The sequence below is a fragment of the Bacillus sp. 7884-1 genome (genome assembly GCF_002272245.1).
Lineage (GTDB): Bacteria > Bacillota > Bacilli > Bacillales > Cytobacillaceae > Neobacillus.
In genome coordinates, this window is sequence record NZ_NPDD01000098.1 from 1 (window position 1) to 26,931 (window position 26,931).

Here is a 26,931-nt window from a genome sequence, read left to right on the forward strand (position 1 = left end):
TACATCCTCGAATCTGCCCACGCACGAGGAAAATGCGATAGCATTTTCGAGGAGTCTCGCGCATTCCGCACAAATCAACAGGGCTACAACATCAACAGTTTCCTTTAACACAGCCATATTAAAAAACATAATCAAGTATGTTTGTCCATATAAATGATATAAGGGTATTTATACTTTGTAAGGGCGGTTGAGGTTATGAAAGAAATCGGTTTTTTTCCTACTTTTATTGAAAGCTATTTTATTGCATTAGGCGTTATTTTAGGCGGTTCATTAATTGGGGGAATCGCTGCCTTTCTAACTGGACAACCACCGCTGACGGCTGTTTACAGGCTGTCTACAGACTTAAGAATTTGGGCAATTGTCGCTGCCATTGGAGGGACATTTGATGCCGTGTACACCTTTGAGAGGGGGTTATTTAATGCAGAAACACGGGACATTTTTAAGCAGCTCCTCATTATCCTTTCTGCATTAGGCGGCGCGCAGACAGGTGCACTGATTATTAATTGGTTAACACAGGAGTATATATCGTGAGAATTCCTCCCTACTATCGATACCCTGCATGGCAGCGTTTTTTTGCAGGAATGGTCATTGGCGGTGCGATTAGCTGGTGTATTTTCATTTATATATTTGGTGTGTGGCAGGAGCAGCATACTGCATTAATTGATAAACAAAGGGAAGAAATCGTTGACTTAAAGGAAGAAAAAAAGATATGGCAGGAAGAGTATAAAGAGATTAATAAACGGACGATTGAACAGCTGACAATTCAAAAAATCAATATTAAAATAACAAATTGGGAAAAATACAAGCTAGACATGCTAAGTGTTTCTGAAATTGAAGATTCGGTAAAAGATGATATTAATTTGATGATCGCAAAGGACATCGATACAGTCTATAAAAGCAAGGAATTAATCAAAAAAGTCATTCATAATAAACCTGTTAAAATAAATGACAAAAGGTATAAACTGCGAGTCAAAGAAATGGTTATTTTTACTACGCTTTCCATTCAACTAGAAATAGAATTCGAACAATGAAAAGAATCGGCCCGAAACTTAAGGCCGATTCTTTCATTATGGTTGATACTTGTCACAAACTTCACTAAGTTCTTTCATTACATGATCCACTTCATCCCATGAATAAATAGAAGCACCTGAGGCAAGTGGATGTCCTCCGCCTTTAAACTTTCTGGCAACCCCATTGATTATTGGACCCTTTGAACGCAGACGTACCCTGATTTGATCTTCCTCTTCAATAAAAAAGACCCATGCCTTAATCCCTTTTACATCTCCTAATGTACCTACAAGTAATGAGGCCTCTGATGGCACTGCATCATATTCTTCCAATAGTTTCTTTGTAAGAAGGACCGAAGCTACGCCGTTACTCTGCATTTCAAAATTTTGCAGGATGTAGCCGTTTAATTTAATAATATTGGTATCACGCTCGTACATTTTGTCAAAGAGTTCGGTACGAGAAAAATTATAATGAATCAGTTCCCCTGCATATGCAAAGGTTTTATCTGTAGTACTTGGAAATAGAAATCTTCCTGTATCTCCAACAATCCCGCCAAATAAAAGCCTGGCAGCTTCATCATTTAATTTTAATCCTCGGTCTTTACCAAATAGATAGAATTCATAAATCATCTCACTGCAGGAACTTGCTGTCGTATCCACCCATAATAAATCACCGTAAGGATCCTCGTTAGGATGATGGTCTATTTTGATAAGCTTATCGCCCAATGAATATCTTTTGTCGCAAATTCTTTCAGCATTTGCTGTGTCGCAGACAATGACTAATGCCCCTTTGTAAACCTCATCTTCAATGGAATCTAGACGGCGCATAAAATGAAGCGACCTTTCTTCTTTTCCAACAGCGAATACCTTTTTATTTGGATAGGATTCTTTCAAAATTTCAACTAATCCACATTGTGAACCATACGCATCCGGGTCTGGACGGACATGGCGATGGACGATAATGGTTTCATATTGTTCAATCATTTCTAGGATTTTTTCATTCAATGTGATCACCTCTCTATTGTTTTTTTAAGCAAGGGTAGAATTTTGGTAAAATAATATGTACAATGAACAAGAGAATTTTAGACTTGGAGGAAATTTAATGTCTGTTCTAGTTTTTCTGATTGTCATCCTATTTGCTTTCTATTTATTCTATAAAACCAAATACTTTAGAAGTAGCCGTCCAGTTGAAAAGAAATGGCTTGCTGCCAAATCCAATATTGCACTAGGACTGTTTGTCGGCTTATTTGGATTCAACCATTTATTCTTCATTTCACAATCGCTTGTTACAACGATTGTTTCTGTCATCTTTATTGTATATGGAGCAGTATTTACCTGGGTGGGAATTAAGAAATATAAACATTATCTGCCATTTGCAGCAGAAGAAGCAGCAACCTATAACGCGCAGTAAAGAATGAGCCGCTTACCCTTTGGTAGCGGCCTTTTTTTATGTCCTATCAATCAACTGACACATCATCATTGCTTTTCCGACTAGGATGCCATCATTAAAGACCTCGACATCGACCTTTCCAAACTTTCGGCCTACTTCAAGGACTTTCGGAAAGATTTCGATAACACTTTCCATCTGAACAGGCTTGAGAAAGTAAATGGTCATGTTTTCAACCACAAGATCACCTTTTTTATAGCTTCTCAGTATACGATTCGCTGCCTCTGTAACAATTGTCGTGAAAACTCCGTAGGAAATGGTTCCTAGATGGTTTGTCATTTGCGGAGTAACTTCACTGGTGTATACTTCTTCCCCTTTTGCTCTTCCACGCATTAACACCATTTGGTTGGTGACAATATCATCAAGAGTTTCTCCTACCTGCGGCTGGCGTTGATTCATTTGTAATGCTTTTAATACATCCTGCCTGCTAATAATTCCTTCAAGACGGTTGTTATCATCCACAACTGGAAGGACTTCAATACCTTCCCAAACCATCATATGTGCGGTAGAGGCAACGCTTGTCTTGCCAGAAACAGTCATCGGCTGTTTTGTCATGATCTTATCAATGGACATATCAGCATCCTGACCCATAACATCCTTTGCCGTTACCATTCCTTGAATCTTCATGTTTTGATCAACAACAGGATATCGGCTGTGGGTGGTTTCATGATTTAGGTTATGCCACACAGAAACCTTATCAGAACTCTTCAGGAAGTAAGTCTCTGAAAGAGGGGTTAGGATATCCTCCACCAGAATAATTTCCTTTTTTATCAACTGGTCATAAATGGCGCGGTTTATCATCGTTGCCACTGTAAAGGTATCATAACTGGTCGATATAATCGGCATTTCCAGGCTGTCTGCTAATTTTTTGATATGGTCTTCGGTATCAAAGCCACCGGTAATTAATACAGCTGCACCAGCCTTTAATGCAAGCTCCTGTGCTTGTGTACGATTTCCCACGATTAAAAGGTTATCTGGACCCGTATAGCGCATCATCGCCTCTAGTTTCATTGCCCCGATAACAAATTTATTTAGTGTTTTATGCAATCCAGTCTTCCCGCCTAAAACCTGACCTTCCACAATATTAACCACTTCAGCAAAGGTAAGCTTTTCAATATTCTCTTTTTTCTTGCGTTCTATCCTAATCGTACCTACACGCTCAATTGTACTGACATATCCTTTATTTTCGGCTTCCTTGATCGCTCTGTAGGCTGTACCTTCACTTACTGTCATCGCCTTGGCGATTTGACGTACAGATATTTTTTCCCCTACTGGAAGTTCATCAATATATAGCAGAATCTGTTCATGCTTTGTAGCCAAGACCTTCACCCTCTTCTATAGCCCTTTAATAATAAATTAATCGATATATTATTTATACCATTATTTCGAATAATAAACCAACGCAAAAGGAGCCGTTTTATAGGCTCCCTTTGTAGTGTGGGGATTAATAATAAGATCGTGATTTTTTGTTGATTCGAAGCGCTTGGCGTTTTTTTGCTCCCTTTTTGGGACTATACAACATGGCGGTCAGGTTCCCTGCCAAAACAATTAGCGCAAACGCAAGCCAGCTTATGGCAAAGACACCTTCTAGACCTTTTGCAAATACCGAGAGCCTCGGAACAGCAAAATAAAGCATAAATCCACAAAGCAAAAGGCATAGTAAATATCGGTTTTTTTTCAATTCTTTTGTCTCCCTTCAAAACGAACTGCTTGTTTCACTTTATGCAAAGAAGGGAAAAAAAAGTATTATAATTCTATAAATTCTCCAGGTCCCATCACTTTTCCATTCTTATTTTCAAGCATTTCAATAAATTGCTCCGGATCCTGCTTAATCGGAGGAAACGTATTGTAGTGTATCGGAACAATTGTTTTTGCACCTAATAATTTTGCTGCATACGCTGCATCTTCTGGACCCATTGTAAAATTATCACCGATTGGCAAGAAAGCTAAATCTATCGGGTGTCTTTCTCCGATGAGCTTCATATCCGAAAATAATGCTGTATCACCAGCATGGTAGATTGTTTTTCCTTCTGCCATAAATAATATTCCAGCTGGCATACCGCAATAAATAATTTCATTACTTTCTGTCGTATAGCTTGAACCATGAAAAGCTTGTGTTAATTTTACCTTACCAAAATCAAATTGATGTGCGCCGCCGATATGCATGCCATGAGTATTGACACCCTGCCAGCCTAAGAATGTTGAAATCTCATGATTGGCAATAACTAGTGCATTGTTTCTTTTCGCTAACTCAACACTATCTCCAACATGATCATTGTGACCATGTGTTAACAAAATTACATCTGGATTTACGTCGTCCACTTTTAAATCTGTTAACTGATTTCCTCGAATAAAAGGATCAATGATAATTTTTTTACCATTGACCTGAATTTGAACAACTGAATGCCCATGATAAGATACCTTCATTTATCCATCTCCTCCAAAATTGTTATAATATGTACTTCCATAAAAAAAACAAAATTCCTTCCTCATTTATATCCATAAGCAGCTGGTTTTAGCACATCCTATTGATAGATTGTTTACACAGGGATTTAAAATTGATACCCTCAAGAAGGATGTTTATTTTAGGAGGCGTAAAAATGAATCAACGATTAAAAAAACTTCAAGCATGGATGAGGGAAAATGGAATTGAAGTAAGCTTCATCACTTCTTCTGAAAATGTATTTTATTTAAGCGGGTTTTTCTCAAATCCCCACGAGCGTTTACTTGCCTTAGCTGTTTTCCAAGAAAAAGAGCCCTTCCTTGTATGTCCTGGGATGGAAGTACATGATGTCAAAGGCTCTGGCTGGAGCCAAGAAATCATTGGCTACAGTGATATCGAGAATCCATGGGAATTAGTACATACTTCAATTAATAAAAGACTTAACGGAATAAAAAAAGTTGCGATTGAAAAGGAACATATGAATGTGGAACGCTATGAACAGCTATCCGCTTTATTTCCTGGGGCAGCGTTTGTTTCCGCTGAAGAAAAATTAAGAAAGCTGCGGATGATTAAAGATGCCAAGGAATTAAAAGTTATTGAAGAGGCTTGCGCATTAGCTGATTATGCCATTGAGGTGGGCTGCAATGAAATAAAAGAGGGAAGAACAGAATTAGATGTCCTTAACGCGGTTGAATATGAACTTAAGCAAAAAGGCGTAACCGAAATGTCATTTTCAACTATGGTTTTGACGGGTGCAAATGCTGCGTCCCCTCACGGTAATCCAGGTAAGACAAAAATTCAAAAGGGCGATTTAGTCTTATTTGATTTAGGTGTAGTAGTAGATCGCTATTGTTCAGATATTACAAGGACCGTTGCCTATGGTGATATAAATGATAAACAAAAAGAAATCTATGATACTGTACTTAAAGCACAATTAGCGGCAATAGAGGCAAGTAAACCTGGTGCAACTGCAGCTGAAGTTGACTTAACCGCACGAAGAATCATTGCTGAAGCAGGCTATGGAGAATACTTCCCGCACCGACTTGGACATGGATTAGGGATTAGTGTACATGAGTACCCTTCGATGACAGAGACAAACCAATTAGTTATTGAAGAAGGAATGGTGTATACCATTGAACCAGGAATTTACGTTCCTAATGTTGCAGGAGTACGGATTGAGGATGATATATATATTACTGCTGACGGAGCTAACGTCTTAACAAAATTCCCTAAAGAACTACAAATCATTCGATAAGAGATTTAGATTTTTTTACCATTGAAGTGTTGAAGGATTTGCAGTAATATACAAATACAAGCTGCGTTGTTCGTAGTGATAATAAAGTTTTAACCTTTAAGCTGTAAAAGGGAGTTTTACTATCGAAGCTATAATGACATGCCTCTGTCTATACGACATGGAGGACAAGCAGGAAGGCTTTTGCGAACACCCACTTTGAGGAGTGGTGGTTTAAAACTTTCTTATATGAGGTACGGCAAATGCGGCTTTATCATTTTCAAAATTTAACTGCCAGCTTCCTTATGGAAGCTGGCTTTATTTTATCTTATTTAAAAAAAAGAGAAGAGAATTAATCTCTTCCTTTTAAGAACATTTAAAGTTGTCCAAGTAATGTTTTTGTATCTGAGTAATGAAGACCATGTGCTTCTGCCACTGCTTCATAAGTTACAAAGCCGCCTAGGGTATTGATACCTTTTAGCAGCGCTTCATTTTCAAGGCATGCTTGTCTATACCCCTTATTTGCGATTTGAATTGCGTATGGTACTGTTACGTTGGTTAAGCCAATAGTTGAAGTTCTAGGAACCGCCCCAGGCATATTGGCAACGGCATAATGAACAACTCCATGTTTTATATATGTAGGGTTATCGTGTGTTGTAATACGATCAGTTGTTTCAAAGATACCACCCTGATCAATTGCAATATCCACTACGACGCTTCCTGGTGTCATCGATTGAATCATTGCTTCGGAAACTAACTTAGGAGCCTTTGCACCTGGAATTAGTACCGCACCAATCACTAAGTCAGATTCTTTAACCGCTTCAGCAATATTATAAGGATTAGACATTAATGTGGTGATGTCAGAACCAAAGATATCATCCAGTTGACGAAGACGGTCTGGATTCAGGTCAATAATGGTAACTTTTGCTCCAAGTCCAATTGCCATTTTAGCAGCATTTGTTCCCGCAACACCACCGCCAATAATGGTTACTGTTCCTCTTTGAACACCCGGAACCCCAGATAAGAGAATCCCTTTCCCGCCATGAACTTTTTCAAGGAATTGAGCACCAATTTGTGCAGCCATTCTTCCTGCCACTTCACTCATTGGGGTTAATAACGGCAAAGAGTTATTTGGTAACTGGACTGTTTCATATGCAATTCCAACCACTTTATTATCAATTAAGGCCTTTGTTAGCTCTGGTTCAGGAGCTAAATGTAAGTATGTAAATAGAATTAATCCTTCACGAAAATATTGATATTCACTTGGCAGAGGTTCTTTCACCTTCATAACCATTTCCATTGACCAAGCTTCTGAAGCAGTTTCTACTATTTTTGCACCTGCAGTTATATAATCTTCATCGGTAAAAGCCGAACCAAGTCCTGCCCCTTTTTCAATAAATACCTCATGACCAAATTTCAAAAGATTGAAGACCCCTGCTGGTGTCATCGCAACGCGATTCTCATTATTTTTTATTTCTTTCGGTACCCCGATCCGCATGTACTTACCCCCAATTAATATTAACTGAACCAATGATGATTTTATTATAACCTTTACTCATAGTAAAGAATTAACAATGAAAGCACTTTCATTTTACCAAATATAAAGTGGAATCCCAACTTATTTATTATGAAAATTGAGTTTATCACAATAATTTCAGTAAAAAAGCCTTGCAGGTATTTGACCTGCAAAGGCTATGATTGTTAATAATAAGGATAGTAAGGATAGTAAGGATAGTAAGGATATGGGTATGGCGGATAGTATGGATACGGGTAAGGATAATAGTAAGGACGTGGACTTAATGCTGCCCCTAGTACTAATCCCCCTAAGAATCCAAATGGAAACCCAAAACGACGCCGGCCAAACCCGAAGCCCGGACGACCAAAGCCGAAGCCAAACCTCATATCATTTTGATTCATGTGCATAATCTTTTCCTCCTCAATTTATACTTCTCACACTAAAGAATATGCACATATGAAATTGGTTTCTTGGGTATATGTCCCTGAGTATAAAAATTTAAGTAGACATTTGCATAGAAAAACTCGCTTGAAAGCGAGTTTAGCTGCTATTCTTCATTATCCTGATAACCCTCACTGCTGATTTGTTCCATCTCTTGACCAATATATCCGCTATTATAGGAATCCATGATTTGCTCGCTTACCTCATTTGTACCATTTTCATTAAATTCAAATGTAAATTTATTTGGGTCTTGTTTCAACATCTTTTAATCTCCTTTCCATATATTGTTACTCCTTTATTTTTCGAAAAATTGAAACATTTATCCCTAGAAATTATTGTATAATTTAGGTGAGGAGGGATCTACATGGGCGTTAAATATGACCATATATTAGTTGCCATTGATGGTTCACAAGAATCAGAGTGGGCACTAGAAAAATCAATTGAAATTGCTAAGAGGAATAATGCTAAATTATTATTAGCACATGTGATAGACACAAGGTCATTTTTGTTAATTGATAAATATGATCCAGATATTGCAGATCGTGCAAACAAACTAGCAATAGATATGCTGGAAAAATACCAAATCCAAGCAATAGCTTCTGGCGTTGTACATGTTCAATTTGAAATTGAATACGGCTCACCTAAAGTTAAAATCCCCAAGGAAATAGCTAAAAAGCACGATATAAACTTAATTGTTTGTGGTGCGACTGGCATGAATGCAGTTGAGAGATTCTTGATTGGCAGTGTTTCTGAACACATTACCCGTTACTCCCCATGTGATGTCCTCATTGTCCGAACACAGAAATAAAATCGTGAATGCTTTCTGGATGTGTTGTAAAATAGAAATATAACTCGTCTTGGAGGCTATCACATGAAAGAACATTTTTCCTACGATCAACGGCTTGGCATTTCGATTCCCAATCTAGAAATGGAATGGGCACACAATAGTGAGGAAACACAGGAGGCTATTCTGTTTCATTGGGAAAAAATTCGAGGTTCCATTCCTGATCGAATTGCTGAACTTGAAAATACGATTAATCAAAAGCAAGCACAGCTTTCTAATGAAAATAACTTTAAAAAATCATGTGATTTAAACAGTGAGATTGCTGAACTTGCTTCTATCATTAATGATTTATGGCTTTGGTACAGGGCTAATCAAATAATGGCAGATAAAATGCATCAATAAGAAGAGCTCCCTTTTGCTGGGAGCTCTTTTAACTATAAATCTTTTTTAATTTCTCTCACTATATGACCAATCTCAGGAAGTATTAACTTATTCATAGCAAGTTTTACTGCTCCTGTAGAACCTGGAGTAGAAAACACAGCTTTATTCTTTACTACTCCCGCTATCGCTCGTGAAAGAATAGCAGCTGAGCCGATATCCTCTTGGTAGCTCAACATCCTAAACAATTCTCCAAAGCCAACGATTTCTTTATCTAACATTCCCTGAACGGTTTCAATGGTTACATCACGTTTGGCTATTCCAGTACCGCCATTTGTTAGGATGACATCAATATCTTCACGCTCACAGCCATTTAAAATGGACTCTTTAATAGGATCTGCTTCATCCTTAACGATGACATAATCAACAATAGTATGCCCTGCTTGTTCTAGCATTTCCATCATTGCCTTGCCACTTTTATCGGTATCCTTATTTCTTGTATCACTTACAGTAATCACTTTGCAATTAACTTTCTTTGGAGCCTCTTGCTTGTGTTCGGTAGTACTCATCTTAAATTTCCTCTTTCTGATTTAGGTATCTCAGTTTGTAATAGTTATGGGCAAATTCTGTAACTTTTCTTGTTAATTGATAATTTGCCCCTGCACCGATAGCCATACTTACAACCGGTATTCCTTGTATAAGTCGTTTACGGAATATTGTTATCACCATTGCCTTTAGTAATTGTTGAATAGGCTGCTCCAGCCAGGTTACATCTGAGATTTCTTCATTTCCTTCATAAAAGTAATGGTCATCGCTCGAGCTCATTTCACTCCTTAAGCTAGACCAGCCCTCTTTTTGAAGACGAGGGGGCAGTGTTGCAGTATGAAAGACCTTTAGAGAACTCATCATCTCGTAAGGAGTATTAACCTCAAAACCATATGTCATGGCAATTAGTTGTACCACCCTCAAATTAATGACAGCCATTGCCGGAATGTCGGTACCTAACAGCAGCGGTCCACCCGTTCCCGCTAAGCCTCCTTGCGCAAAAGAGTATAGTCGGTGCCTTGCAATTTGCTGCATGGCTATGTATTGTAACTGATCTATATCCAATTTCCTTAAATCCTCAATTTGGTGCAATTCCTTATTAAAAACGCGGCCAGAAGATAGGATTCTCTCCTTAGCATCCATCTGTATCTGAGAGCCCTGAATCATTCCGTGCAAATGGAACAGCCAGGTATCAATAACCGAAAGAAACTGGTGTTGAACATTTTCAGGTAATAAAGTGAAAGAACGCTCTAAATATTTTTCATACGTAAGCTGTAAATCATTTGCCTCGTAATTTAATAAATGCTTTTCCCACTCTCTAATTTCATTCATTACCTCTATTTCCCGTTCAGTTAATGGCATAGGTATCCCTCCTCACTTCCTATAGTTCCTTCCAGTATATCACAAAGAAATATACTTAAAAAATGCAAAAAGGCAAACCATCCTATGGACAGTCTGCCTTTTTTGTATGGATTATTGTGCTAAACGTACAACGTCACGTGCAATCATTACTTCTTCATTTGTAGGAATAACGATTACTTTTACAGGTGAGTGCGGATAGTTAATAAACCTTTCCTCACCTCTAATTTTATTTAAAGCCGGATCCCAATAAACACCCATAAATTCTAGACCTTTTAAGACTTGTTCACGAACTACATCGCTGTTCTCACCAATACCTGCTGTAAAGATAATGGCATCCACCCCATACATACGTGAAGCATATGAACCAATATATTTATGGATACGGTTAGCAAAAACATCCAATGCTAGCTGAGCACGTTCATTTCCATTACGTGCTTCAATTTCAATATCTCTTAAATCACTTGAGAAACCAGAAACCCCTAACATTCCGCTCTCTTTATTTAACACATCAAGTACTTCTTCTGCTGTTTTATTGGTTTTTTCCATAATGAATGGAATTAACGCAGGGTCGATATTACCTGAACGAGTTCCCATCGTAACCCCAGCTAGAGGTGTAAAGCCCATTGATGTATCAATTGATTTTCCACCTTCAATGGCAGCGATACTTGCTCCATTTCCTAAGTGGCAGGAAAGAAGGCGAAGCTGTTCAACTGGACGACCCAAAAGTTCTGCCGCACGCTGTGAAACATATTTATGACTCGTACCATGGAATCCATATTTACGAATACCATATTTTTCATAATATTCATATGGAAGACTATAGAGGTATGAACTTTCTGGCATTGTTTGGTGAAAGGCTGTATCAAATACAGCAACAGCAGGAACATTTGGAAGAACACCTCTAAAAGCCTTAATTCCTGTAACGTTCGCAGGATTATGCAATGGAGCTAATTCTGATAATTCTTCAATCTTATTAAGAACTTCTTCTGTAATAAGAGCGGAATCACTAAACTCTTCTCCGCCATGAACCACACGATGACCAATTCCTTCAATTTCATTTAAAGATTGAATAATACCTAAAGTAGTAAGCTTATCAAGCAGCAATTTTACAGCTACTTCATGGTCAGGAATTTCCGTTGTTTCCGTAACTTTTTCACCATTAACCGAGATGGTGAATATTGAATCGTTTATGCCAATTCTTTCAATAAGTCCTTTTGTAATTACTTCTTCAGTCGGCATTTCAAATAATTGAAACTTCAAAGATGAACTGCCCGCATTAATTGCAATTATTTTAGACATTACATTTACCGCTCCTTTTATAAAAACAACATCGGTTCAAGAAAGTCCTTTTTTTCAGTACAAAGTTATTTTGCTCAAACAGACATCGTTTATTGCTCTCATCACCTCATTTAATCACTGTATATATTTCATTTCAAGGAGGAAATTGGATGGAAACGGTTACCTGCAAAATGAAAATTTATTCACATTATTCTAATTGTTCTCAACTAATAAAAAAGCGATAAAACCGCTGCGAAACCCGGTTTTACCGCTTATTATCTAGAAACCATTTATCGATTTTTCTCAAGATATTGTCCATCTCAACTGCACTGGATAAGTTTGGAAGTTTGGCAAGTAAGGCTTGTTTAGGCGCCGCAATCCCTTCACCCTTCTTTTGCAGGACCAAAATACTTTTTGCTGCATTTTTATTCTTAAACATACTTAGTGGAAGTTGAAGTACTCCTTGAACAATGATTTCTTCCTTAAAGTATTCTCGAAGCTGTTGTGCCTGATCACTTTCAAAAAGACCATTTGGAATGATAAAAAATAAATATCCTCCCTGCTTTGTGTGATTGACACTTTGTTCAATAAATAAATGATGCGCATAAGAGTGCCCCTCTGGTGCTTTTAACTGGTAATCTGACGCCCGAACATCATTGGGATAATATCCTACTGGCAAATCGGCGATTACTGCATCGACAGGATCAATAAATAAAGGTTCAAGACTATCTTGATTAAAAAGTTCAATAGGGTGCTCTTGTAAATTTGCATTCACATAAGCAAGTTTAAGTAACAGGTCATCTATTTCAATACCAATAGATTGGACATTTTTTGTCTGCTGATTTAATACAGTTGTTACTAAATTTCCTGTTCCAATCGCAGGGTCTAACAAACGGAAGGTGGGCTGCTCTATAAATTTATCCACTAGATAGCTCATTAGCATCCCCACACTATCAGGCGTCATTTGATGGTTAGGCTGAACATTTTCTTTCATTCCTTTTAAGATGACAAGCTGATAGGCTTTTCGAATTTCTTCCTTAGTAAAACTGCTCAAATGTATTTCTTTGTATTGTTTCTGAAGTCTTTTTTCAGTTATTTCACTTATTTCATCCTGAAGTACAGATCCGTGAAATAAATTCTCACCGGTTTCGGCTAATGCTTCTAAATAGGTACAAGATAGTTCTTCCTGTAAAACAAGAGCAGTTTCATTAAATAATGTAAATAGCTGCTCGACTGGAGCCATTTTCATACTATATACCTCCTACAATAAAGAAAAAGGCCTCATCCATTGACGAGGCCTTCTATCGTCATCTAAATTACTTTGCATTCCTAGCAGCTTCAAGTGCTGCCTCATAATTCGGGTGATTTGTTGCCTCACTTACATATTCCACATAAGTAACAGTATCACTAGAATCTACAACAAATACAGCACGTGCCAATAAGCGCAGCTCCTGAATTGCCACACCGAATGCTTCTCCAAAAGAAAGGTCGCGATGATCTGATAGAGTTTGGACATTTTCAATGCCGTTTGCTCCGCACCAGCGTTTTTGTGCAAATGGAAGGTCTACACTGACAGTTAGGATTTTAACATCACCTAAACCATTTGCTTCTTCATTAAAACGACGTGTTTCTGCATCACATACGCCAGTATCTAAAGAAGGAACGGCACTAATTAAACGAACCTGTCCTTTTGTATTCTCTAGCGTTACAGGTGATAAATCATTTGCCAAAACGCTGAAATTAGGAGCTTTGTCGCCCACCTTTACTTCGTTGCCTAGCAATGTTACTGGGTTCCCCTTGAAAGTTACGTTTGCCATTTAAACATCCTCCTTTTTCGTACAAAAGCGAAATAAATTACGCCTTCATCATAATTATGTACAGTGTTAATATATCTTTTCAGAATTTTTTTTGCAATGATTTAAGCTTTTACTTTCATGAAAAAAGTTAACTTCCATTTATATGTGGAAGTTAACTTTTACTCCTATATATCAAATTCTTGCTTTTGTGATTGGTTCTGTGTGGAATGCTGCGAACCTTGCCCCGAGCTCTGCTGCTCATTTTTTTTCGAGAACATTTGCTGAATCTTATCCACTGCTTGTGGGGCCATTTCTAAAATCTTTTCATAAAGATGTGTACTTTCGTCAAGGTGAAGCATTTTTACTCCATGTGAATTCACAATTAAAAAAGCAATTGGAGTAATGGAGACTCCTCCACCGCTACCGCCGCCAAATGGCAGCTTTGGTTGTCCTTGTCCCTGTCCTTGGCCCTGTTCTTGACCTTTTGATTGAGAGCTATCAAGTTTAAACTCACTTCCACCTGCAGCAAATCCAAAACCAACCTTTGAAACGGTAAGAATGACACTTCCGTCAGGTGTTTCAACAGGATCACCAATAATCGTATTTACGTCAATCATTTCTTTTAAACTTTCCATTGCTGTCGTCATTAAACCTTGAATTGGATGTTCAGACACGGCTGTTTCCTCCTCTTTTTAAACGGTTTTAGTTTTTTCCTTCGAATAAGCGGTGTTCATTTTGAGATTTGGGCGTCCGCCCTTCCAGAATTTTATTAGTTTTAATCCTGCTAAAATAGCATACCCGATACGAAAGTGAATAATACATGTAATCCGGGTTTGGATAATAGCCATTTGAAAATGGGGAGTAACGGATAAAACCGGCATTTCTTTTAGTCTCAAAAAGTTACTGAGCATGCCTACAACACTTCCTTTTAGAGTCCAAAGGGCACCAGTAATAATGCCAGTATGTGCCGCATCGCCTACGCCAACTAATGAATGCCATTCAAAATGCTTAATGACTATTCTTTTCATAAATTTACTTACGATCACTTGCATTTTAACAACATGCTGGAGGATTTCTTTTGCATCTGACAATTTAGTCACAATGTAATCCTTGTCAACTTGTTGTACCTTGCTCGAAGATTCACCCTCACCTGAATCTGCCATACTTGTATTACCCTTTAGGACAATACTCGGTGAGTTATCATCAATTTTTATTAAAGGGACATTTATTGTGTATTTAATTAATCCAAACCAAAGCTTAAACACTACACTCAATTCATCATTATCATTATGATGAAAAAAATTAAGATGGATTGTTAGCTTCGAAAAAATGATTAGTAGAAATAATAAAATAATAGCGATGAGAGCTATATACAGCCATACCAAATTTTTCACTCCTTTCAGCTAATTAGTATCACCTGAAGAAGGAAAAATAAACCCGCTAACGAATTGTTAGCGGGCCAGAATTATCGTTCTACATGAATGACGGAGGTATCTGTAAAGAGGTCGTGAAGTCCTTGCTTTTTGGGTAAAAAGGCAACAATAATATATCCAATAACTACTGTTGCAGAGATAAACCGGCCAATCCATTCCCGAAAAAGTATAGTTCCCCATGATAATTTGTCATTCTTCAAATCAATAACTTTTATTCCAAATACCATTTTTCCAAGCGTTTGATTAAAATTCTTTGTCATTAACACGAAATATAAATAAAATATGATTGCGGATGCTATGGAAATCGGGGCAAACATATTAAATTCTATTAATGGAATCTCAAGTGCCCTAAATATGGGTTTAATAATTAATCGCTCTATACTCCCCACAACAATTAAATCCAGCAGGTACGCCCAGAACCGCATCCAAAAACCCGCATAACGAATGGAGATTGTATCGGAGTCATGAGTGGGTTCTTGCTCATCAACTTTAACTAATTCATTTGTATTTAATTGATTTTCCATCTACAGTTCCCCCCTACTCTGCATACAAATACATTAGACGTGGAGAATTGGGTCTTGATAAAATATCCATAAGTCCAGCCATCTCACTATCCGCACCAATAAATTTTTGAACCTTTAAATTTAATAACGAACCAAAGCCTATTTGCTCGGTATAGCGTACAACCTTTGCATCTTTTAGCTTCTCCTGTTCCATCATCTGTTCGATTACATCTTCTAAGTATCCAAAGCCGTCTATTAAGTTAAGCTCTTTCGCCTGTCTTCCATCATAGATTCTTCCATCCGCAATCTTTTTCACCTGATCTGTGGTCATCTTTCTGCCTTCAGCAATAACCTTAACAAAACCCTCATAGGAATTGTCGATCATTTTTTGGAGGATTTGCCGTTCTTCCTCCGTCATTTGTCGTGTCGGACTCATAATATCTTTATATTGACCACTTTTGATGGTTACAAAATCCACTCCATACTTTTCGGCTAATCCTTCATAATTGATTCCCTGCATAATTACACCTAGTGAACCAGTCATTGTTTCTTCACTGGCAAAGATCTTTTTCGCACCAGCGGAAATATAATACCCGCCCGAAGCAGCCATAGATCCCATTGAGACATATACTGGTTTCTTTGTTTCCTTTTGTATTTCAAGCAGCTTATTATGGATTTCAGCACTTTCAACTACTCCGCCACCCGGTGAGTTAACCTTAAGAATAATCCCTTTGACGCTATCATCCTCTTTAATAAAATCTAATCTTTTCATAAATCCTTGATGATTATATCCTGCTGCTTGAAATAATGATTCTGCGTCATTTGTATCTTGAATAACACCATTGACGTCCAATACAGCAATCTTCTTCATTTCATTTCCTTCCTGTATAACTTCCTCCGTAAAAGGAATATCCGTTGCTGCTAAAAGCTCACTTATATCTGTTTCAACACCTTTAAAGGCAAATGCAGATAAAAAATTAATCATAACTGATACAAAAAATAATGCCGCAGCAATTCCAAGAGCGGCCCATCGTTTCCCATTCATGTTAAGAATCCTCCTCGTTTATTTTTAAAATTTTTTTACATAATTTAATATTGCTTCAAGATAATGCTAAAATTAATGCAGGACTACCTTAGTTTATCAAAAATAAAAAGTTTATTGGGCTATTTTCACAAATTAATAACCAAAATTTGGAGGGTACTATGGAACATAGACGTAATATCTTTTTTTATCACCACTTAAATAAAGAAATGCTTGCAAAGGTCGGAAATTTAGAAGAATCTGCAAATAAGTTTGGATTAACGATTGTACAGGACCACCGACAGGCCAATATCATTGCGAGTATCGGTGATGACGGAACCTTCCTGCAGGCTGTGAGAAAAACGGGATTTCGAGATGATGTTCTTTATGGCGGTATCACAATCAAGGATAGTTTAAGTATGTATTGTGATTTCAAAATTGATGATTCATCAAAGATGGTAGAAGCCGTTTCAAATGAAGACCTAAAAGTGCGCCGCTATCCATATATAGAGGTAATGGTAGATGGGCAAGGTAAATTTCCCTGCCTTAATGAGTTTAGTATTCGCTCATCCATCATAAAAACACTGGAATTAGATGTATTTATTAATGACCTTCATTTTGAAACGTTTCGTGGAGATGGATTAATCGTTGCTACTCCGACAGGCAGTACAGCTTATAATAAATCCGTAAATGGCGCTGTTGTGGATCCATTGATTTCCTGCATGCAAATAAGCGAGGTGGCATCTATTAACAATAACAAGTACCGTACATTAGGTGCTCCTTTTGTAATTGGCGGCGAACGTACACTGACGCTTAAAATTATTTCTACTGAAGGTAATGAGCATCCTACAATGGGATTAGACAATGAGGCATTGAGTATCCGCCATGTTGATAATATCCAAATCAAACTCAGTGATAAAAAAATTAAAACTTTGAAATTAAAAGACAATTCCTTCTGGGAAAAAGTAAAGAGAACTTTTTTATAATGCTCTGTTAAACTTTGCTGTTGTTTTGTGCTCCACTAAGGAATGCTTCTCCGAATAATCACCGCAGGGACAGACGGTCTCTGCCTGTCCCGAGGCGCTTCGCTTTCCGCACAAATCAACAGAGTGCCAAAATCAATGATAAGCTTTTACATAGCCTTTTATAAAAAGCAAGAAGGCTGTCGAGTGATTCGACAGCCTTCTTAATTTCTAACTATTGTTTTATTGATTGCATTTCTTGCTGACGAAGTTCGATTCGACGAATTTTCCCTGAAGTTGTTTTTGGCAGTTCTGACAAGTACTCGATTTTTCTAGGATATTTATACGGAGCTGTTAGTGTTTTGACATGCTCTTGCAGTTTTTTTGTCAATTCAGGATCATTAACGTCAATATCCTCTTTTAACACGACAAACGCCTTTACAATAAAACCGCGAATTTCATCTGGGCTGGCTACTACCGCACATTCTTTAACAAAAGGATGTTTTACAAGTGCATCCTCCACTTCAAATGGTCCAATTGTGTAGCCGGAACTGATAATGATGTCGTCTCCACGCCCTTCAAACCAAAAGTATCCATCCTCATCCTTTTTTGCCTTATCACCTGTAATATAGTACTCACCACGGAATTGCATCGCAGTTCTCTCTGGGTCCTTATAATAGTTCTTAAATAAGGCAGGGGTTTCAATGTGCACGGCGATATCCCCAACTTCTCCAACTGAACAAATTTCGCCTTCTTCATTGATGATTTCCACCCTATTACCTGGAGTTGGTTTGCCCATGGAACCTGATTTAAGCTCCATTCCTTTTGTTATTCCAACCAACAGTGTGTTTTCAGTCTGCCCATAGCCATCACGGACATCCACATTAAAGTGTCTCTTAAACGTATCAATAACCTCACGATTAAGTGGTTCCCCAGCAGAAACAGCACTATGCAGGCTAGGTAATTTGAAATCTCCCAGATTCTCTACCTTTGCCATTATTCGATATTCAGTTGGTGTACAGCAAAGGACATTAACGGAATATTTTTCTAGAAGGCTTAAATACTTCTGGGGATCAAATTTGCCGTTATACACTAGCCCCGTTCCTCCTGAACCAAGAACAGATAAAAAAGGACTCCAAATCCACTTTTGCCAGCCAGGAGCCGCAGTTGCCCAAACGGTATCACTATCTTCAATACAAAGCCATTTTGGTGCAGCTGTTTTTAAATGTGCAAAAGCCCATCCATGTGTATGTACAACCCCTTTGGGATTACCGGTTGTTCCTGATGTATACGATAAAAATGCCATGTCATCACGAAGTGTATCAGCAAATCCAAACTCCTGTGATGCCGCTTTCATTTCTTCCTCTAGATGAATCCAACTCTCTTGCTTTTCACCAACCGAAAACTTCAATAGTGGCTGGGCACTTGAAATATTTTTAAATTGATCAACATAAGGATAATAACTAATTACAGCTTTTACATCACCATGTGTAATACGATATTGAAGGTCTTTTTCACGCAGCATTTCTGAGCTTGGAATGACAACTAGTCCAGCTTTTAACGCAGCTAAGTAAACAACATAGGCCTCAATTAGTCTTGGTATGATGACTAGGACAACATCGCCTTTTTTTAAACCATTTTGTTTGAAAACATTTCCCGCTTGATTCACCTTTTTCAATAACTCTTGATATGTAACCTGATTCGTTTCCCCTAATTCATTTTCCCATTTTATTGCTAATCTTTCTGGATCTTTTGCAAAACGTTCGACTTCCGATACAAGATTATACTTTTCTGGTGCAATTAATTCTTCACGGTTCATGTTTCTCCCCCTCACTCAAAATAAAAACTTTATCACAAATATTATTATACAAAATTATTCAAAAATTTAAAATTGTTATACTAAAAATAGTTTTTTTGTACATAAAGAAAGAGAGTGGGAAAAATCCCACTCTCTGTAGCCATCTTATTTATTTGTTATCGTGAAAATCCGCCGCCTAATTGAGACTCAGCCATTGCGACTAAACGCTTAGTGATTTCACCACCAACAGAACCGTTAGCGCGTGAAGTTGTATCCCCACCAAGTTGTACACCAAATTCAGTAGCAATTTCGTATTTCATTTGAGAAAGAGCTTGCTCTACACCAGGTACAAGTAATTGATTTGAGTTATTGTTATTAGCCATGTGATATCACCTCCTTGTGAGTATAGAATGTGTAGAATCACATGGCAGTATTCTTTTTTATAATTGGTAATTGTTCACAAATATTTCACATTTTTCTTATTTAGGGCTGTGTTAGATTTCGTTGCCGATTTCTGCTTCAGGCACTTCGCTTTCCGCAGGCGGTTCGGGAAGCCTCCTGCAGGAGTCTCGTGCCCTTCCGCTCCAATCAATATAGGTGGTTACACAGCCTAATCTAAAATAAATCTTCAAATTCTGAGGTCTGTTTGCTATCAGGCCTAATAGTTAGTGTTTCTGTTTCTTCTACTGCTTTTTGGATTAAGGAGTCAAAGTCATGGAAGCTTTCGTAGTGCTGGACTTTTTCTCTTTTTGGTTTTGTTTTTGGTGAGGACGGGACAAAAATTGTACAGCAATCCTCAAAGGGTCTGATTGAAATATCGTAGGTATCTAATTCTTTGGCGATTTTAATAATATCATTTTTATCCATTGTCAGCAGTGGCCTTAGTATTGGGGTATTGGTTACCTCATTAATGGCATACATGCTTTCCAATGTTTGACTGGCAACCTGACCAAGGTTATCACCGGTAATGATTGCTAGAGCTTCTTGTTTTTTTCTAATTTCATCTGTGATACGAAGCATAAACCTTCTTGTTGTGGTCATCGAATAATTTTCAGGAATTTGTTCTTTTATGCTTTGCTGTATGGTCGTAAATGGGACAATATGAAGTTTCATGGAACCAAAAATTCCAGAAAGCTTCTTGGTCAAATCAATTACTTTTTCCTTAGATCTTTCACTTGTATATGGGGGGCTGAAAAAATGTACTGCCTCTATTTCTACCCCTCGTTTCATGGTCAAATAGCCTGCAACTGGACTATCAATTCCTCCGGACAGCATCAGCATTGCTTTACCGCTAGAACCAACTGGCAGTCCGCCAGCTCCTAAGATGTTCTCACAAGACATGTAGATGGCCTCTGCTAGTACCTCGATTTTTAAGTTAATATCAGGATTTTTCACATCAACCTTTATGCCTGGTATATTTTCAAGAATATGCCCGCCAAATGTATGATTGATACCAGCTGTATCCAACTCAAATGATTTATCAGAGCGTTTAGGAGAAATTTTGAAGGTTTGTCCCCCTTTGTACAGGCTTCTAACTAATGAAAGTGCAGCCTCTTTCATTTGTTCAAGGTCTCTTTCAACTCTTATTGCTGGACTAAGGGACTGAATACCAAAAATATTTTTCAATGACTTGATAATTTCTTCGACATTTTCGCCATTTACGAGAACATACATCCTGTCACGCTCAGCACGTATTTTTATCTTCGGAAAGGGAGCCAATGCAATTCGAACACTCTTTCTTAACTTATCTACAAATTTCTTCCGATTTCTGCCTTTGGTGGAAATTTCACCATAGCGAATCAGGATACGATCATAATTCATATTATTTCATAACCCTTCTTAGTTGTTTGGCACCTTCTTCTATCGCAACAATTACTTTTTGTGCCTCATCCTCACTATTATCGTAGGATAAGCTTATTCTAAACGCACTGTCAGCCAAATCGTCCGGAATCCCCATGGCTAAAAGTGTTTGACTTGGTAATTGCTTTTTAGAAGAACAAGCACTTGTTGTTGATAAATAAATTCCTTTTTGTTCTAGTGTATGGATTAAAACTTCTGCTTTAACTCCCCTGATTGAAAAGTTTAGAATATGGGGTGCAGAATTTTCAAGCGGCGTATTGATTGTAACGCCATCGATCCTGCTAAGCCCTTTTCTCAATAGTGATTTAACCCGTTTCATTCTTTCTAATCCCGTTTCACTACTCCCAATCGTCATCCTTAAAGCCTTAGCCATTGCAACAGCACCTGCAACATTTTCCGTACCGCTTCTTACTTTCCATTCTTGGTTGCCGCCCGAAAGCAGAGGGTCCAATCTAACACCTTCTCTAATAAAGAGTGCACCAGTGCCCTTTAATCCATGAAACTTATGTGCTGAGAATGAACATAAATCCACACGATTTTCTATTAGGTTTAAGGGAACTTTTCCGACAGCTTGTACAGCGTCTACGTGAAAGAGAATGTTTGGATATTGGTTTAAGAGTTCACCAATCTCTGTAATAGGCTGTATGGTTCCAACCTCATTATTGACCTGCATTACAGATATAAGGATTGTATTCTTTTGAATAGAAGCTTTTACATCCTCTACCCTCACTCTTCCATGATGGTCAGCTGGCAAATAGGTAATTTCAAAACCTAATTTCTCCAGCTGTTCCATTGCTCCACGGACTGAGGGGTGCTCAATACTAGATAAAATCATGTGTTTTCCTTTATTTTTATGTAAAATTGCACTCCCTTTAATAGCCAGGTTATTACTTTCTGTACCACCGGAGGTAAAGTAAATTTCAGTTGGTTTAACACCTAGGAGGTTTGCCACTTGTGTTCGCGCCTGAGTTAGAAGTTTCTCTGCTTGAACCCCTAATCCATGGAGGGAAGATGGATTGCCAAAGAATTCACTTGAAACCTTCACAAAAGAGTCTACTACCTCTTTATAGGGCTTTGTGGTCGCACTATTATCAAAATAAATCATAACTTTAACACCTCACCTTTGCAGGACTAAATCTTACCACAAACTTAATCAATTGAAAAAGGTTTGTGTTTTAAATAAAAAAACCGATTCACCATTTTGGCTGAATCGGTTTTTAGTGTTTGTTCCACTATTTTCCTACTGCTGCTTTAATTTTCTTTAAGGCTCCAGGGTCAATGGATTCTAGGGAGGTTGCTGCCTGTTCCAATGCTTCCTGGTACTCAAAATGTCTAAATGCGAGTTCAGCATCATTTAGTCCTTTGGCAACCGATGGATATTGACTTCGATACCTGTTTCCATATTGAATTGCTTTTTCAGCAAGCAATACATTCTCAATCAATTCGACTGTAGTATTAGACAATTTATCTACTGTTAAAACAGCAATTTCTAAATATTGATTAAGTGCGGAAATGTTAAGTGGCTTCTCTTGAAGCTGCAGTCTAACGTTTTGAATGCTCTCGTTGGTATCCTCATATAAGTATTGATAATCTTCTGGTAATCCAGGAATATTACTTTTTGAAACTAACCGAATCGTTTCTCCCACTTTTTTGGTTAGATCCTTCAGTGTTTCTCGGGCTTCGAACTCATCCTTCCTTAATGCTTGAAGCTTGAGTCCGAAATTTTCCTGCTCTTCCTGAATCATTTCGATATGAGTTTTTATTTCCTTTAATTCTTCACAGAGGACCGTTAATGCCGTTTCATTCATATTCAATTTTTCCATTAGGATCTCGTAATGTTTTGTAACAGAGGCAAGTTGTTTTTCCAAGTGTCTTTGTATTTCAAAATCACTGTCTGTTAAATGATAGCTTTCCTGAACATGCTTTACTTCATTTGAAAGAGAGTCATGTTCTTCTAGTACAGAACCTAAGAGTCCACTCATACCTTTTTCGTTTTGGATGATAAAATGCTTGGCATTCACTTCTTTTTCCAGTAAGTCAAAAAGTATGTCAATCCGTTCTTTAACTTCACCAATTCCTTCTAATGCATTTTCAATCTTAGTCTCTTCAATAAAGGCTAAATACTCAACCAATTTTTCATTTAAACTATCGATTTCAGTTTCTAACTGAATATGACTTAAGTAATAACCTTTTTCAGTCATCTCTCTATATCCTTCGAGAATATCAGATAATTGTGCTGGAATAAGTGAATGACACTCGATTAAAAGCTGCGGAATTAAATCCATATTCTTTTTAACTTTTGCTAATTGATCATGAATTGACAGTACGAGTTCACGTGCCTCGAGATAGTTGCCATTCTCAGTCTTCTCATCAAATTCATGAAACTTTTTCGTTACGTCTTCTAATTGAGTTTCTAAGTGTTTTTCGGATTTGCCAAAACTATGACGATGAGCAAGCAGTGTTTTTTTCGTTTCCCGATACAATTCCTTTAGCTGCTCAATTTCTGTTCTGTTCTTTTCTTCACTTCCAACAAGCTCATGAAGTTCCTCAACAATTTTATTAATTTCATTTTCTGTTGCCTGTAATTTATTATTGATATCCTGTTGAATACCTTTCGCCTTATTAAAGCGATAGTGATCAATATATTCTTCGGCGTCAAATAACATCTCTTCCAAATCAGGTAATTTAACGGTTACGATATCATCCCATTGGTTACGCCAGCCCTCGAATAATTCTTCAGTTTGTCCGATCATATTCAATTGTTTTACCTTTGACATTTCATCCATTATTGGTCGATTAAACAAATCAATTTTCCAGGCTTCTAACCTATCCATCTCTTTAAAATACTTTTTCTTTATAAAATACCCCAATACAAATAAGGCTAGTAGTAGGATGATAAATCCAATAAAATATTTCACATTCAAGCCCCCTGTTTCAAACACTTCATTTAAATCGTCAAAGCAATAGATACTAATCTATAAATAAATTATAATTGTCGGTAAGTTCAATGCCTCTATGATACCATGTAAACGACATTTTTTGACTATTATTTTCATTTTTTTTGTAAAAGAAATTTTAATTTACTAATTTATGATAAATCCCATCGAAAAAACACAACATACTATAAATCTCCAAATTAAAAAGCACTTGCTTGAAGGAAATTTGTTTTCCCAGCTAGTGCTCAGCATATAAGAATCCGTTTATTTGTATCAATTACAATATTGCCTCTTTCTTTTCTATAAATTTTGTTCCTAGGGTGTTTTCAATCCAGTTGTTGATTTCCTTTAAATACTTTTGTTCAAAGAATCTTTCATTTGGAAAGATATAAAGTACTTCTCGTAAATAATGAGCATTAATAAAAGGCATCATAAGTAAACCCTTGTATTGGATAATTAGATAAGCGATAGAATGCGGACGGAATTCTTTCCTTTCAAACCCTTTTTCAAATACCTTTTGGAAGTAATACTTTTCCTTTAAGGCATAGGTGGACATAATTTCTCTTACTACCTGAGAATCCATTGACATTTCACGGTATACGAAGCTTGTAAGTTCAATATTTTCACACTGAAAGTGAAGTAAATCAGCTGAAATTCGTTTTAAACAATCCTTTACCCCTATATCTAGTAAAGAAAACTTTTCTTCAATAATACTGAGGTATTGCTCAAAAAAGTAAGTGAAGCAGTATTCTAATAAGCCCAGCTTATTCTCAAAATGGTAGGCAATGGTTGCTGAGTTAACATTCGCTTCTTTAGCAATGTCACGTATCGATGTTCCAGCATATCCATTTGAATTAAAAAGTGATATAGCCGCTTTCACTATTTCTTCCTTAGAATCCTTTTTCATCTCACACCTCCTGCACTATTACTTTTATCCTTACTATAACTATTCTTTTTATGAGGGTTGATTCCTTTATAAAGTTATCGACAAAGTATGCTCTTTTTCTTGTTAGTTTGATAAAATAAATAAGAAATTAATAAAGAGATGGGTGAAAAAACATGTTTAATGTCGAAATGTACAAAGGGAGCCGCCAAGAAAATTATGAATTGGTAAAGAAACAATTGACTGCCCTACTCGATGGCGAGAAAAATCAAATTGCTAATCTTAGCAATACTTCTGCCTTATTAAACCAATTTCTAGATCGCATAAACTGGGTAGGCTTTTATTTAATGGATGAAAACAATGAACTAGTACTGGGTCCCTTTCAAGGTCTCCCCGCTTGTGTTCGCATTCCACTTGGCAAAGGTGTTTGCGGTACATCTGCCAAAACAAGAGAAACACTCCGAGTGGAAGATGTTCATCAATTTCCTGGACATATCGCCTGTGACGCCGCCTCCAATTCTGAAATTGTCATTCCTCTTATAAAAGATGGAAAATTACTGGGTGTCTTGGACATTGACTCGCCAGAGAAAAATCGCTTTGATGAATTGGACCAAGAACAGTTGGAAGAACTTACTGCTATCCTTGTTGAATATTTGTAAAATAAAAAACTCGCCGCAGCGAGTTTTTTAAATTTTCTCAAGTGCTTGCTTAAATCCATTTCTATATATTATTCAAGTGTGGATCGGATTTTCCTGAAATTAACTTGACACATTGATGAATAAAATTATATAATATCCTTTGTGTAAAATAACTGCAGCCTATGTGAACACTTGAATGGATTTATTTTGTTCCTCAAGAGTCAACGGACTCTTCTGATGGTGTATCTTGTAACCCTCTGCTGCTAGGGCGAAGGTGCATGAAAACAAAATGGCTATCATTGATGTTTCATAACGGTTTTTATTTTACCAAAATAAAAACACTAAGGAGGAGTCATTCATGGCTCGTTATACTGGCTCAAGCTGGAAAATCTCTCGTCGTCTTGGAATCTCTCTAAGCGGCACAGGTAAAGAATTAGAAAAGCGTCCTTACGCTCCTGGACAACATGGTCCTAACCAACGTAAGAAGCTTTCTGAATACGGATTGCAATTACAAGAAAAGCAAAAACTTCGTCATATGTATGGAGTAACTGAGCGTCAATTCCGTAACCTTTTTGACAAAGCTGGCAAAATGGGTGGGGTGCACGGTGAAAACTTCATGATCCTACTTGAATCACGTCTTGACAACGTAGTTTACCGTTTAGGTTTAGCTCGTACTCGTCGTGCAGCTCGTCAATTAGTTAACCACGGCCATATCTTGGTTGATGGATCTCGCGTAGATATCCCATCATACCGTTTAGCTGCTGGTCAAACAATCACTCTTCGTGAAAAATCACGTAATCTTGATGTAGTTAAAGAAGCAATCGAAGTAAACAACTTCGTACCTGACTTCTTAACTTTTGACGCAGACAAGCTTGAAGGTACTTTCACTCGTTCACCTGAGCGTTCTGAATTACCTGCTGAAATTAACGAAACTCTTATCGTCGAGTTCTACTCACGTTAATAGATTTGCTTATTAAACAGCAATCATAAAAACCCTAGAAGCGTTGATATAACGCAATTTCTAGGGTTTTTTATTTTACTCTGCTTTGTAGAATTATGTATTATCCCCCAATGAAATGGGGGGCTTTTGGGGGAAGTATTAACAAAATTATTAAAGTGGACAGACGTATACTGCTTTGTAAAAATCCTACTAACAATAGTTACCGCTG

General features: G+C 37.4%; 31 protein-coding genes and 1 other RNA gene. 10 read left to right on the top strand and 22 right to left on the bottom strand.

Annotated elements, in window-relative coordinates; translation table 11 throughout:
- The first annotated feature begins 195 nt into the window (after positions 1-195).
- Both CHI06_RS12605 and ytrI read left to right on the top strand, forming a co-directional pair.
- The gene (locus CHI06_RS12605) at positions 196-531 is read left to right on the top strand and encodes a YtrH family sporulation protein (RefSeq protein WP_045524254.1); all 336 of its coding nucleotides are present in this window, start codon (positions 196-198) and stop codon (positions 529-531) included.
- Positions 528-1,031: a sporulation membrane protein YtrI gene (gene ytrI, locus CHI06_RS12610; RefSeq protein WP_095248906.1), complete on the top strand. Its 504-nt coding sequence runs from the start codon at positions 528-530 to the stop codon at positions 1,029-1,031. The genes CHI06_RS12605 and ytrI overlap by 4 nt, the downstream gene beginning before the upstream one ends.
- 36 nt (positions 1,032-1,067) lie before the next feature.
- On the opposite strand, the gene CHI06_RS12615 is transcribed toward ytrI, so the two are convergent.
- Positions 1,068-2,012 (bottom strand): DHH family phosphoesterase, encoded by a 945-nt coding sequence (locus tag CHI06_RS12615; protein ID WP_095248907.1) that lies wholly within the window; start codon positions 2,010-2,012, stop codon positions 1,068-1,070.
- 97 nt (positions 2,013-2,109) lie between these two features.
- Here CHI06_RS12615 and CHI06_RS12620 point away from each other — a divergent pair, with 97 nt between their 5' ends.
- Complete coding sequence (locus CHI06_RS12620) at positions 2,110-2,418, top strand: YtpI family protein (RefSeq protein WP_095248908.1); 309 nt, start codon at positions 2,110-2,112, stop codon at positions 2,416-2,418.
- Positions 2,419-2,454: 36 nt separating this feature from the next.
- Here CHI06_RS12620 and CHI06_RS12625 read toward each other — a convergent pair whose 3' ends face one another.
- The 3 genes from CHI06_RS12625 to CHI06_RS12635 all read right to left on the bottom strand — a co-directional run bounded on the left by CHI06_RS12625 (position 2,455) and on the right by CHI06_RS12635 (position 4,881).
- Complete coding sequence (locus tag CHI06_RS12625) at positions 2,455-3,774, bottom strand: CBS domain-containing protein (protein WP_095248909.1); 1,320 nt, start codon at positions 3,772-3,774, stop codon at positions 2,455-2,457.
- A gap of 124 nt (positions 3,775-3,898) precedes the next feature.
- Positions 3,899-4,135 carry a hypothetical protein gene (locus CHI06_RS12630; protein ID WP_095248910.1) on the bottom strand — a complete coding sequence of 79 codons (237 nt, stop codon included), beginning with the start codon at positions 4,133-4,135 and terminating at the stop codon, positions 3,899-3,901.
- Positions 4,136-4,200: 65 nt separating this feature from the next.
- Complete coding sequence (locus CHI06_RS12635; protein WP_095248911.1) at positions 4,201-4,881, bottom strand: metal-dependent hydrolase; 681 nt, start codon at positions 4,879-4,881, stop codon at positions 4,201-4,203.
- Positions 4,882-5,054: 173 nt separating this feature from the next.
- On the opposite strand from CHI06_RS12635, the gene CHI06_RS12640 reads away from it, so the two are divergent.
- Together CHI06_RS12640 and ssrS are read left to right on the top strand one after the other, a co-directional pair.
- The gene (locus tag CHI06_RS12640) at positions 5,055-6,152 is read left to right on the top strand and encodes a M24 family metallopeptidase (RefSeq protein WP_095248912.1); all 1,098 of its coding nucleotides are present in this window, start codon (positions 5,055-5,057) and stop codon (positions 6,150-6,152) included.
- A gap of 55 nt (positions 6,153-6,207) precedes the next feature.
- Positions 6,208-6,404: non-coding RNA, 6S RNA (ssrS, locus tag CHI06_RS12645), on the top strand.
- A gap of 100 nt (positions 6,405-6,504) precedes the next feature.
- Here ssrS and ald read toward each other — a convergent pair.
- The 3 genes from ald to CHI06_RS29740 form a co-directional block, all read right to left on the bottom strand.
- Entirely contained in the window at positions 6,505-7,626 is a 1,122-nt protein-coding gene (gene ald, locus CHI06_RS12650; protein ID WP_095248913.1) for an alanine dehydrogenase, read from the bottom strand.
- A gap of 203 nt (positions 7,627-7,829) precedes the next feature.
- On the bottom strand, positions 7,830-8,051 hold the full coding sequence (locus tag CHI06_RS12655; protein WP_095248914.1) for a hypothetical protein: 222 nt from the start codon (positions 8,049-8,051) through the stop codon (positions 7,830-7,832).
- A 140-nt stretch (positions 8,052-8,191) separates the two neighbouring features.
- Positions 8,192-8,347: a hypothetical protein gene (locus CHI06_RS29740; RefSeq protein ID WP_179292609.1), complete on the bottom strand. Its 156-nt coding sequence runs from the start codon at positions 8,345-8,347 to the stop codon at positions 8,192-8,194.
- Positions 8,348-8,449: 102 nt separating this feature from the next.
- Between CHI06_RS29740 and CHI06_RS12660 the strand changes: the two genes are divergently transcribed.
- Positions 8,450-8,893: a universal stress protein gene (locus CHI06_RS12660; protein WP_095248915.1), complete on the top strand. Its 444-nt coding sequence runs from the start codon at positions 8,450-8,452 to the stop codon at positions 8,891-8,893.
- A 63-nt stretch (positions 8,894-8,956) separates the two neighbouring features.
- Positions 8,957-9,271 (top strand): hypothetical protein, encoded by a 315-nt coding sequence (locus tag CHI06_RS12665; protein WP_095248916.1) that lies wholly within the window; start codon positions 8,957-8,959, stop codon positions 9,269-9,271.
- Positions 9,272-9,303: 32 nt separating this feature from the next.
- On the opposite strand, the gene CHI06_RS12670 is transcribed toward CHI06_RS12665, so the two are convergent.
- From CHI06_RS12670 to sppA, 9 genes are all read right to left on the bottom strand, one after another.
- Positions 9,304-9,816 (bottom strand): MogA/MoaB family molybdenum cofactor biosynthesis protein, encoded by a 513-nt coding sequence (locus CHI06_RS12670; RefSeq protein ID WP_095248917.1) that lies wholly within the window; start codon positions 9,814-9,816, stop codon positions 9,304-9,306.
- Between the two features lies 1 nt (position 9,817).
- Positions 9,818-10,654, bottom strand: a complete 837-nt coding sequence (locus tag CHI06_RS12675) for an EcsC family protein (RefSeq protein ID WP_095248918.1) — start codon at positions 10,652-10,654, stop codon at positions 9,818-9,820.
- Positions 10,655-10,765: 111 nt separating this feature from the next.
- On the bottom strand, positions 10,766-11,953 hold the full coding sequence (locus CHI06_RS12680; protein ID WP_095248919.1) for an acetate kinase: 1,188 nt from the start codon (positions 11,951-11,953) through the stop codon (positions 10,766-10,768).
- Between the two features lie 244 nt (positions 11,954-12,197).
- Positions 12,198-13,181 carry a class I SAM-dependent methyltransferase gene (locus CHI06_RS12685; RefSeq protein WP_095248920.1) on the bottom strand — a complete coding sequence of 328 codons (984 nt, stop codon included), beginning with the start codon at positions 13,179-13,181 and terminating at the stop codon, positions 12,198-12,200.
- Between the two features lie 67 nt (positions 13,182-13,248).
- Positions 13,249-13,749, bottom strand: coding sequence for a thiol peroxidase (tpx, locus tag CHI06_RS12690; protein WP_095248921.1), 501 nt, complete (start codon positions 13,747-13,749; stop codon positions 13,249-13,251).
- A gap of 164 nt (positions 13,750-13,913) precedes the next feature.
- Positions 13,914-14,402, bottom strand: coding sequence for a GerW family sporulation protein (ytfJ, locus tag CHI06_RS12695; protein ID WP_095248922.1), 489 nt, complete (start codon positions 14,400-14,402; stop codon positions 13,914-13,916).
- Positions 14,403-14,420: 18 nt separating this feature from the next.
- Complete coding sequence (locus CHI06_RS12700) at positions 14,421-15,122, bottom strand: DUF2953 domain-containing protein (protein ID WP_257009263.1); 702 nt, start codon at positions 15,120-15,122, stop codon at positions 14,421-14,423.
- Between the two features lie 71 nt (positions 15,123-15,193).
- A complete protein-coding gene (locus tag CHI06_RS12705; protein ID WP_095248924.1) occupies positions 15,194-15,685 on the bottom strand; it encodes an RDD family protein in 492 nt (163 codons plus the stop codon).
- A gap of 13 nt (positions 15,686-15,698) precedes the next feature.
- Positions 15,699-16,709, bottom strand: a complete 1,011-nt coding sequence (gene sppA / locus CHI06_RS12710) for a signal peptide peptidase SppA (RefSeq protein WP_095248925.1) — start codon at positions 16,707-16,709, stop codon at positions 15,699-15,701.
- 158 nt (positions 16,710-16,867) lie between these two features.
- On the opposite strand from sppA, the gene CHI06_RS12715 reads away from it, so the two are divergent.
- Complete coding sequence (locus CHI06_RS12715) at positions 16,868-17,671, top strand: NAD kinase (protein WP_095248926.1); 804 nt, start codon at positions 16,868-16,870, stop codon at positions 17,669-17,671.
- Positions 17,672-17,882: 211 nt separating this feature from the next.
- On the opposite strand, the gene mbcS is transcribed toward CHI06_RS12715, so the two are convergent.
- From mbcS to refZ, 6 genes are all read right to left on the bottom strand, one after another.
- Entirely contained in the window at positions 17,883-19,466 is a 1,584-nt protein-coding gene (gene mbcS, locus CHI06_RS12720; protein WP_095248927.1) for an acyl-CoA synthetase MbcS, read from the bottom strand.
- A gap of 155 nt (positions 19,467-19,621) precedes the next feature.
- Positions 19,622-19,828 (bottom strand): alpha/beta-type small acid-soluble spore protein, encoded by a 207-nt coding sequence (locus CHI06_RS12725; protein WP_045523648.1) that lies wholly within the window; start codon positions 19,826-19,828, stop codon positions 19,622-19,624.
- A 232-nt stretch (positions 19,829-20,060) separates the two neighbouring features.
- Positions 20,061-21,266 carry a tRNA uracil 4-sulfurtransferase ThiI gene (gene thiI, locus CHI06_RS12730; protein ID WP_095248928.1) on the bottom strand — a complete coding sequence of 402 codons (1,206 nt, stop codon included), beginning with the start codon at positions 21,264-21,266 and terminating at the stop codon, positions 20,061-20,063.
- A gap of 1 nt (position 21,267) precedes the next feature.
- On the bottom strand, positions 21,268-22,410 hold the full coding sequence (locus CHI06_RS12735; RefSeq protein WP_095248929.1) for a cysteine desulfurase family protein: 1,143 nt from the start codon (positions 22,408-22,410) through the stop codon (positions 21,268-21,270).
- Between the two features lie 127 nt (positions 22,411-22,537).
- Positions 22,538-24,223, bottom strand: coding sequence for a septation ring formation regulator EzrA (ezrA, locus tag CHI06_RS12740; protein ID WP_095248930.1), 1,686 nt, complete (start codon positions 24,221-24,223; stop codon positions 22,538-22,540).
- Between the two features lie 295 nt (positions 24,224-24,518).
- Positions 24,519-25,148, bottom strand: coding sequence for a forespore capture DNA-binding protein RefZ (gene refZ, locus CHI06_RS12745; protein ID WP_095248931.1), 630 nt, complete (start codon positions 25,146-25,148; stop codon positions 24,519-24,521).
- A 152-nt stretch (positions 25,149-25,300) separates the two neighbouring features.
- Here refZ and CHI06_RS12750 point away from each other — a divergent pair, with 152 nt between their 5' ends.
- Together CHI06_RS12750 and rpsD are read left to right on the top strand one after the other, a co-directional pair.
- Positions 25,301-25,783 carry a GAF domain-containing protein gene (locus CHI06_RS12750; protein WP_095248932.1) on the top strand — a complete coding sequence of 161 codons (483 nt, stop codon included), beginning with the start codon at positions 25,301-25,303 and terminating at the stop codon, positions 25,781-25,783.
- Positions 25,784-26,120: 337 nt separating this feature from the next.
- Entirely contained in the window at positions 26,121-26,723 is a 603-nt protein-coding gene (gene rpsD / locus CHI06_RS12755; RefSeq protein ID WP_095248933.1) for a 30S ribosomal protein S4, read from the top strand.
- Positions 26,724-26,931: the final 208 nt, after the last annotated feature.